The sequence below is a fragment of the Moorena sp. SIO3I8 genome (assembly GCF_010692325.1).
Taxonomy (GTDB): domain Bacteria; phylum Cyanobacteriota; class Cyanobacteriia; order Cyanobacteriales; family Coleofasciculaceae; genus Moorena.
Window position 1 is genome coordinate 1 of record NZ_JAAHHW010000196.1, and the last position, 7,496, is coordinate 7,496.

The window sequence follows — 7,496 nt, forward strand, 5'->3', positions numbered from 1 at the left end:
GGACTTTATCGAGAATCTGCACACAGGTTCCGATTACTCTTCCCCTCTCATCTCGGCAGGCTGAGGGATGCACTCCTCAGAAAACCATTTCAGGTTTCGATTCATTCAGACGCTTTCACGTCGCACAGCGTCCACGGTATTTTTATTATAGCACAAAAAAACCTTCATTATAACATTTTGTGAAAACTTTTGTAACAAATTTGGGAGTAGGGAACAGGGAACAGGGAATCGGGAGTCGGGAGTGGGGAATCGGGAGTCGGGAATCGGGAGCAGGGAGTAGGGAGCAGGGAGTAGGGAGCAGGGAGTAGTGGAGTAGTGGAGTGGGGAAAAATCCTGTGTACCCAACTAATTAATTAGTTAATTTTTGTAGATAACTATATGTGATGGGAGCTTGGAGCTGCTACGCGATTGACCTTTGGTCACGCTGCGCGATACTCCAAGCCGCTACGGGATTGGCCGTAGGCCACGCTACGCGATGCTCCTTTGGAGCCGCTACGCGATGCTCCTTTGGAGCCGCTACGCGAACGCATCCACCGAGTATCCTAAACTCTTCCGTTTCTTCCCGATTCCCGATTCCCGACTCCCGATTCCCGATTCCCGATTCCCAATTCTGAATTCTAAATTCTAAATTCTAAATTCTAAATTCCCTCAAGTTGTCAATTTTCCTTTTATCCCTTAAACTAGTATTATCGGAATAGTTAAGGGAGAGTCCACTGATGAACAAGTGCGTTGGAACTACTGAAGCAGCATCTCTATTAGGAATTTCTTCTCGACGATTGCGCCAACTCCTAGAGAAGGGTCGGGTCCGGGGTGCCTATAAAAGCGGAAAATTCTGGATTATTCCTCTGTTCAACCATTTGCCACAAATTACTAAAGGTAATCGTGGACCAAAGGGGAAATGGCGCACTAGTCGTCCGCCAGCTTTAGCGAAGATTAATGTCAATCGCAATCACATTGGCTCGAATATCAAGAAAAGCCCCAAAGACCGGAAGCCAGTGATTTCAGTAAAACGAAAGGGCACTAATCTCTACGGTAATGAAGTCGAAATCCTTGGTCCGTGTAAGATTGTTTATCAGCCGGATAATCCCCTTGATTGTGGTGCTCGTTTGTGGATCGAAACCTTCAGTGATATTCACTTTATTGGTGGTAGTTTTCCGGCTATTAGCTAAGTCTTTGACACTCCCCGTCCTAGTTATTGTAGGGTGGGCAAATCGACCCGATTCCAGATCAAATTGTCAGAGGATAAGCATTTGCCCACCCTACGCCTGCTGATCTTTTCGAGCGGGCAGGATGCCCACTCTACCTATTACCTATTCCCCATTCCCCATTCCCCATTCCCCATTCCCCATTACCTATTACCTATTACCTATTACCCATTCCCCATTCCCCATTCCCCACAACTAAAACCACCCTTCAATCTCATCGTTTGTCAACATTTTCTTTAACTTTTGATATTCCCGTTTTGTGGCTTCATAGATATGTTCCATGTTCACGGGTTCATCGGCGGCGGCGGCCAAAAAAGCGGCATTTAGGGCTATATTGCGAATATTTCCCCCAGCTACATTGAGTTGACCGAGTTTCTGGTAATTTAAGTTAAGGGTTGGGGTCTGGGCTGGAAAAATGCGCTGCCAAATTTGGGTACGGATTTCGGGTCCGGGAAACGGAAACTCGACCACAAAGCGAATGCGGCGCGAAAAGGCACTATCGAGAGCGCTTTGGAAATTGGTGGTCAATATAGCTAACCCTTGATAGGCTTCCATACGTTGCAGCAAATAGCTGACTTCGATGTTAGCGTGGCGGTCGTGACTGTCTTTAACTTGGGTACGCTTACCAAACAGGGCATCGGCTTCGTCAAACAGTAGAATAGCACTACCGGTTTCAGCTGCATCAAAGATCCGCCGCAGATTCTTTTCCGTCTCACCAATATATTTACTGACAACTCGACTTAGGTCGATGCGATAAAGATCCAGACGAAATTCCTGGGCTAATACCTCTGCTGCCATGGTTTTACCAGTACCGCTAGCACCGTAAAATAGGGCGCTGATGCCCAAACCCCGGTCGCCTTTTTGGGCGAAACCCCATTGCTGATAGACTTTATACTGGTGTCTGAGATGAGTGGCAATATCGCTCAGAAGCAGCCGTTGTGGGGTAGGTAATACCAGATCGTCCCAGGTAGCCGTAGCATTGATAGGTTGCGCTAAGTGATCTAATTGATTACGGGCGTAATGGCGGCAGAAATCCCATAATTGAGTTGATTGGTGGGTTTCGTCTTTGAGATTTTTGGCACCATTATCCGAGATCCCCCTTCCGTCCCCCTTAAAAAGGGGGAAACCAGAGGAGGCTTCGCTATCCGAGATCCCCCTTCCGTCCCCCTTAAAAAGGGGGAAACCAGAGGAGGCTTCGCTGTTTGTTCTTTGGGGATTTTGATATCGGTTTTCCCCCAATGTTAGGGCGCTCTTGGGGCTAGATCCGGGATTTTGTGGGAATTTTGAATTTTGAATTTTGAATTGATCACAGGCGGCTTGAATAGTAGCAGTATTGAGGTTAAACTGCACGGCGATGCGCTCAAGTTGACCGTTAAGTTCTGCTGCTGCTGACCCTATATGGCTTTCCCACAGGTCATATTGTTCCTGGTGGCTCAATGGGGGGATGTCTAGGTTTACAATAGTCCGCTGACAGTCAATTTTTCGGTCATTGCTGCTGAGGATTAAACGAGTATTGTTACTATCAATAAATTTGCTCAGAGCTGACTCCCGCCCAGGCTCAGAAAAATTATAACTATCGCAGTCAATAAACAGGACACTATTGCTAAGTTTGGCTTCCCTTTGCCAACGCTTCGCGAGTTGGTAGACATCCTGGGGCTTGGTGGTCAGAGCGGCAGGGTCGAGAGTATGTAACTTTTTCCCCAAATCCTGACAAGTGGCGGAGGCAATTTGGTATTTTGTGGTACGGTCCGAGCCAGATAATTGCACCACGGGATAGCTATTTGTCCCCTCGCCCCCAGACCAAATGGTTTTCAATTGCGACCCTATACTTAACTGAGAGGGAGGCAAAAAAAGAGGGTTAGTCTGAGGCGGTTGGGGTATGATCTTGCCTGCTAATTCCTGGTCTGTGGCATCGTATCCTAACAGAAAGCAGAGGATTTGCTGGTCAATATGGAGGGGGGACTTGGTTAGGATTCTTCCTGGTTCAATCTGGAGCAGTTGCCAGTAAAATAAAGGGCTTTGGGGAGAAAGGACATGCCAACTGGCTCCGGGAAGGGCGTCTATAGCTAAACTAAGAGTAGGATAGTTTTTGTGAGGATGATTTTTTTGGGCTTTGGCAAACAAAGACTGGAACATAGGTTCTATTTCCTGGCCCACGCACATTAGCAGGATATCCCTTTCAAATGGGGAGAGATAGAAGTGGTAACATAGTTGAGCCAGGGCAGAAGTATCGTCAACAATTTCAGTAACGATTTGTTGATTTTCTTTACCTTCTATGTATTTTTCTAAATAGTTACGAACTCGCTCGATTTCTTGAAACAGAGAACTAATATTAGAGTGATACCAGTTGGTTTGAGTTTGGGGTGCCATGTCGCGCTCCTGGTAGACGGGTTTGATCGACTGATATTCTTTTCTAATAGGGTACAAGGTAAAAGGAAATAGCTATGCGCACTACTCATACCTATAAACCGAAATATTCTCACTCTACCTCGTTGTCAATAGCTCAAAAAAAGAAAGACTCCAGACGGAAAGGTTATAGAGAAATATTGGAAGCAGAGGAAAGGGAGTGGAACGCCGAAGATGCGGTGGGGGAATGGGGAAGTATGAGTGCTAATGTGATGCGCACCTTAGAATCAGGAGTAACCCAACCGGAAAGGGGAAGGAGAGAAATCGGGCTGCAAGGGAAGTTTTCTTTGGGACAGCCGGGAGATAGAAGCAGGCAAGGGGAGAATCACGGTGGGCATAAGGTGTTGCAGCCTAAAAGGATGATGGTGCAGCTCAGAGCACAACCGTTGACGGGGGATGAGCTGACTTATGGCGATAGCATGAGGGAATCGAGGAGCCAAAAGGAAAACAAAACGGGCTTGCCTGATCGCCTCAAGGCAGGAATAGAGAACCTCTCGGGCTATTCGATGGATGATGTGAGGGTACATTACAACTCGTCGAAACCTGCACAATTGCAGGCATTGGCGTATGCACAGGGGACGGAGATTCATGTTGGGCCGGGGCAGGAGAAGCATTTGCCCCATGAGGCTTGGCATGTGGTCCAGCAGAAGCAGGGAAGGGTGCAACGGTTAAGAAAGGAAAAAGGAGTGAGAAAAAAAGAGGAAAGACAATTGGAGGAAGAAGCGACAGCGATGGGGTCATTGGTATTAAGGAAGGTAACAAAGGAAGAAAGCCGGGAGTTGGAAACAGAAAAGGAGGAAAAAGGTGGGTGTGAGAAGTCGTTAAGTGTTTTAGGTGTTGGAGTAGCGACCCTTGCGGACGGTGCCATTATTGAACGTGAAAATGAAGCAAGGTTCAACCAGACAAAGGCGGACTTGGGAGTTTGTTACAACCATTACGATCCAAAACCCAAAAAACCGCTCCAAAAAATGACCAGTGACGCAACGGAAGAGGAAGATGTGTTAGATTCGTTAGAATTTACGGTTGTCGTAGAAATGGGTTTGGGATTAAGGAGCGAGGTAGCAGGCGGTCAAGTAAGTGGAACAAAAGCCGCATACAGTATGGATATGAATGTAGCGGTAGCGGAGGCCATGAGCGGCTTACCTAGCAACTGGTCGAATTTATTAAAAGGTACAATCGATTTGTGTTATGGCTATGAGAATAGCTCAAGCAGATCTCTGCTTATAATGGATAGAGCATGGGGTAAATCAGAGGATTATGGCGGTACATTCCCCAAGTGTAACAGTGCTAGTGGGAATGTATTATTCCGCCAAAGTCAGTCCATAGGAAAGGACAAAATGTACAATTGGGTAATCGAAAAAATAAAAGAGATAACCAAGGAAAAATACCCGGAAGCGTAGGATTGATCAAGGTTAGGAGTGCGTACGCAGATCTAGTAGGGTGGGCAAATGGACATGACTCGTGATCAAATTGCCAAACTCTCAGAAGTTGCCCACCCAACCCGACTACCCTAGGGCATGCGATCACCTATGTTGTTGGTTGCGTTCAAGCAAAGTGTTCGCTCTTGTCGGGTGGGCAAATGGACATGATTCGAGATCAATTGGTCAAACATTAATAATTTGCCCACCCTACGCCAACGCCACTACCCCACATTAATAATTTGCCCACCCTACTCCCCTGCAAAATCTTCTAAATCGCTAAAATCTAGAACTTGTGGTAAATTACTCCCACAACAACACCCCCAATCCGGTCGATACTTGCCTCGCTCCACCCATTTGTGAAAACTGGAATATTGCCACAAATGTGGACAAGACACCAAACCATGTTTAACCGGATTATAGTGAATATAATCTATATGTCGGTGTAAATCATGGTCATTACGAATTGTATGCTCCCAAAACCGACGTTGCCAGACATTGCTTTCTCGATGCTTACGACGAGAAGCAGAAATATCACCAAATAATGAACGTTTTCCCGGTAAAGACCGGGTAAATAATACCTTTAACCGAGACACTCGCATAGAATAATTAGAATCATCCGGTGGTAACGACCAGATAAAATGAAGATGATCCGGTAACACAACGGCTGCTGTGATGTCAAAGGGTTTTTCTGTCCGCATTTTCGCCATGGCCTTCCGTAACCTTATTATATTCTCAACATCTGAAAATAGAGGAATACGGCGATAAGTGACTATTGTCAGAAAAAATACTCCTCCTGGCACATAAGAACGACGATAGTTCGACATATTGAGATATTGATGGTGGCGAGCATCCTCTGTTTCAGTTTAATCCCGATTCAGAGTAGGGTGGGCAAATGGGGATGAGCACGCTGAGTGCGTACGCGGATAAAGTAGGGTGGGCAAATAGTCAGGATATATGATGAAATTGCCTTCGGTACAGAATTTGCCCACCCTACCCGACGGAATTGCGATCTACTTGTAGTAGGGTGGGCAAATGGACTAGATTTATGATGAAATTGCCTTCGGTACAGAATTTGCCCACCCTACCCGACGGAATTGCGATCTACCCGACTATTGGTTAATGGTTGATGATTTGCCGACCCTACCCCTTGCTTGTAGTAGGGTGGGCAAATAGTCAGGATTGATGATGAAATTGCCTTCGGTATAGTATTTGCCGACCCTACCCGCTCCGAATGCGATCGCACTTGTCGGGTGGGCAAATAGTCAGGATATATGATGAAATTGCCTTCGGTATAGTATTTGCCCACCCTACCCCTACCGAATGCGATCGCACTCTTGTAGTTTGGTGGGCAAATGGTCTTGGGTTCCTGATGAAATTGCCTTCCGTTTAGTATTTGCCCACCCTACCCGCTCCGAATGCGGACGCACTATATTTTAAAATAAGGGAAAACCCCCCATTTCTAGTGGAGAAACCCCTTGGCAACCCTTACCGACATTGGCAAACTGATCACAACTGATGCCAATAGTAATCGTCCAGTCATTGCAGGAACTCGAACCTCTGTGCGCCGAATTGCTGGCCTATATAATCAAGGTAACAACGCCGAAGAAATAGCCAGACGATTAAATCACCTAACAATCACTCAAATTTATGCTGCCTTAACGTATTATCATGCTAACCGTCAGGAAATTGACCAAGATATAGCAGCCGAACAAACCGCCTATGAAGAACTCGCCAAACAACATTATCAGGCAACCAAATCCTAAAAATGACACAAATTCGTCTTTATTTAGATGAAGATACCATGGATAGCGATCTGATAACGGCCTTGCGTCTTCGCAACGTGAATGTTGTCTCGACAGGGGAAGCTCAAATGTTGTCCCGTAGCGATGAAGAACAATTACAATGGGCCTATGACCATCAGCGTGTTATTTATAGCTTTAATGCCCGAGACTTTTATAGAATTCATACTAATTTTATCGAGAAAAAACAAGAGCATTCAGGGATTATTTTAGGGTTTCAAAACTATTCCATTGGTGAACAAATGCGGCGGATTTTAAGGATAATTGCCACTAAATCAGCAGAAGACATGAAAAATCAAGTAGAATTTTTAAGTGCTTGGGGAGAATAATAGCGTACGCTTCTCCCAACACACCAACCGAGTGCGTTCGCGTAGCGTGGCCTACGGCCAATCGCACTACATTAATCTTGACTAGACTTTAAGTTATACATATAATATATGTATGACCTTTGAATATGATCCAAGAATTGCAAAAACCAATTGGCATGCATCATGGTGTTTCCTTTGCGGAAGCTGAAATGGTGTTTTTCGATCCCCTTGCCATTCATGACATTGATCCAGATTCGATTAGTGAAGAACGTTTCATCGCAGTGGGAATAGGAAACTCTGGATTACCATTGGTCGTTGTATATACCATGCGCGGTGAGGTGATTCGATTAATTTCTG

The 7,496-nt window shown here is 45.7% G+C and carries 10 protein-coding genes; 6 read left to right on the forward strand and 4 right to left on the reverse strand.

The annotated features are described in order from the left end of the window. Window positions 1-105 precede the first annotated feature (105 nt). Complete coding sequence (locus tag F6K51_RS34395; RefSeq protein ID WP_293029787.1) at window positions 106-345, reverse strand: hypothetical protein; 240 nt, start codon at window positions 343-345, stop codon at window positions 106-108. 38 nt (window positions 346-383) lie between these two features. Between F6K51_RS34395 and F6K51_RS34400 the strand changes: the two genes are divergently transcribed. Both F6K51_RS34400 and F6K51_RS34405 read left to right on the forward strand, forming a co-directional pair. Beyond that, window positions 384-614: a hypothetical protein gene (locus F6K51_RS34400; protein ID WP_293029790.1), complete on the forward strand. Its 231-nt coding sequence runs from the start codon at window positions 384-386 to the stop codon at window positions 612-614. A gap of 102 nt (window positions 615-716) precedes the next feature. Next, the gene (locus F6K51_RS34405; RefSeq protein ID WP_293029792.1) at window positions 717-1,169 is read left to right on the forward strand and encodes a helix-turn-helix domain-containing protein; all 453 of its coding nucleotides are present in this window, start codon (window positions 717-719) and stop codon (window positions 1,167-1,169) included. A 231-nt stretch (window positions 1,170-1,400) separates the two neighbouring features. Here F6K51_RS34405 and F6K51_RS34410 read toward each other — a convergent pair whose 3' ends face one another. Next, on the reverse strand, window positions 1,401-3,575 hold the full coding sequence (locus tag F6K51_RS34410) for an ATP-binding protein (protein ID WP_293029794.1): 2,175 nt from the start codon (window positions 3,573-3,575) through the stop codon (window positions 1,401-1,403). A gap of 74 nt (window positions 3,576-3,649) precedes the next feature. On the opposite strand from F6K51_RS34410, the gene F6K51_RS34415 reads away from it, so the two are divergent. Then, a complete protein-coding gene (locus tag F6K51_RS34415) occupies window positions 3,650-5,011 on the forward strand; it encodes a DUF4157 domain-containing protein (RefSeq protein WP_293029797.1) in 1,362 nt (453 codons plus the stop codon). Between the two features lie 269 nt (window positions 5,012-5,280). Here F6K51_RS34415 and F6K51_RS34420 read toward each other — a convergent pair whose 3' ends face one another. Continuing rightward, on the reverse strand, window positions 5,281-5,856 hold the full coding sequence (locus F6K51_RS34420; protein ID WP_293029799.1) for a transposase: 576 nt from the start codon (window positions 5,854-5,856) through the stop codon (window positions 5,281-5,283). Between the two features lie 257 nt (window positions 5,857-6,113). Then, a complete protein-coding gene (locus tag F6K51_RS34425) occupies window positions 6,114-6,338 on the reverse strand; it encodes a hypothetical protein (RefSeq protein ID WP_293029802.1) in 225 nt (74 codons plus the stop codon). A 169-nt stretch (window positions 6,339-6,507) separates the two neighbouring features. Here F6K51_RS34425 and F6K51_RS34430 point away from each other — a divergent pair, with 169 nt between their 5' ends. The 3 genes from F6K51_RS34430 to F6K51_RS34440 all read left to right on the forward strand — a co-directional run. Then, window positions 6,508-6,795: a DUF433 domain-containing protein gene (locus tag F6K51_RS34430; protein ID WP_293029805.1), complete on the forward strand. Its 288-nt coding sequence runs from the start codon at window positions 6,508-6,510 to the stop codon at window positions 6,793-6,795. A 2-nt stretch (window positions 6,796-6,797) separates the two neighbouring features. After that, window positions 6,798-7,160 carry a DUF5615 family PIN-like protein gene (locus F6K51_RS34435; RefSeq protein WP_293029808.1) on the forward strand — a complete coding sequence of 121 codons (363 nt, stop codon included), beginning with the start codon at window positions 6,798-6,800 and terminating at the stop codon, window positions 7,158-7,160. A gap of 125 nt (window positions 7,161-7,285) precedes the next feature. Continuing rightward, window positions 7,286-7,496 (forward strand): BrnT family toxin (locus F6K51_RS34440; protein WP_293029811.1); only part of this gene is annotated, 211 nt, incomplete at its 3' end.

What these genes read in the sequence shown, in the direction of transcription:
- F6K51_RS34405 (WP_293029792.1), top strand. Translation starts at nt 717, where the DNA reads ATGAACAAGTGCGTTGGAACTACTGAAGCAGCATCTCTATTAGGAATT.
- F6K51_RS34410 (WP_293029794.1), bottom strand. Translation starts at nt 3,575, where the DNA reads ATGGCACCCCAAACTCAAACCAACTGGTATCACTCTAATATTAGTTCT.
- F6K51_RS34400 (WP_293029790.1), top strand. Translation starts at nt 384, where the DNA reads ATGGGAGCTTGGAGCTGCTACGCGATTGACCTTTGGTCACGCTGCGCG.
- F6K51_RS34435 (WP_293029808.1), top strand. Translation starts at nt 6,798, where the DNA reads ATGACACAAATTCGTCTTTATTTAGATGAAGATACCATGGATAGCGAT.
- F6K51_RS34415 (WP_293029797.1), top strand. Translation starts at nt 3,650, where the DNA reads ATGCGCACTACTCATACCTATAAACCGAAATATTCTCACTCTACCTCG.
- F6K51_RS34420 (WP_293029799.1), bottom strand. Translation starts at nt 5,856, where the DNA reads ATGTCGAACTATCGTCGTTCTTATGTGCCAGGAGGAGTATTTTTTCTG.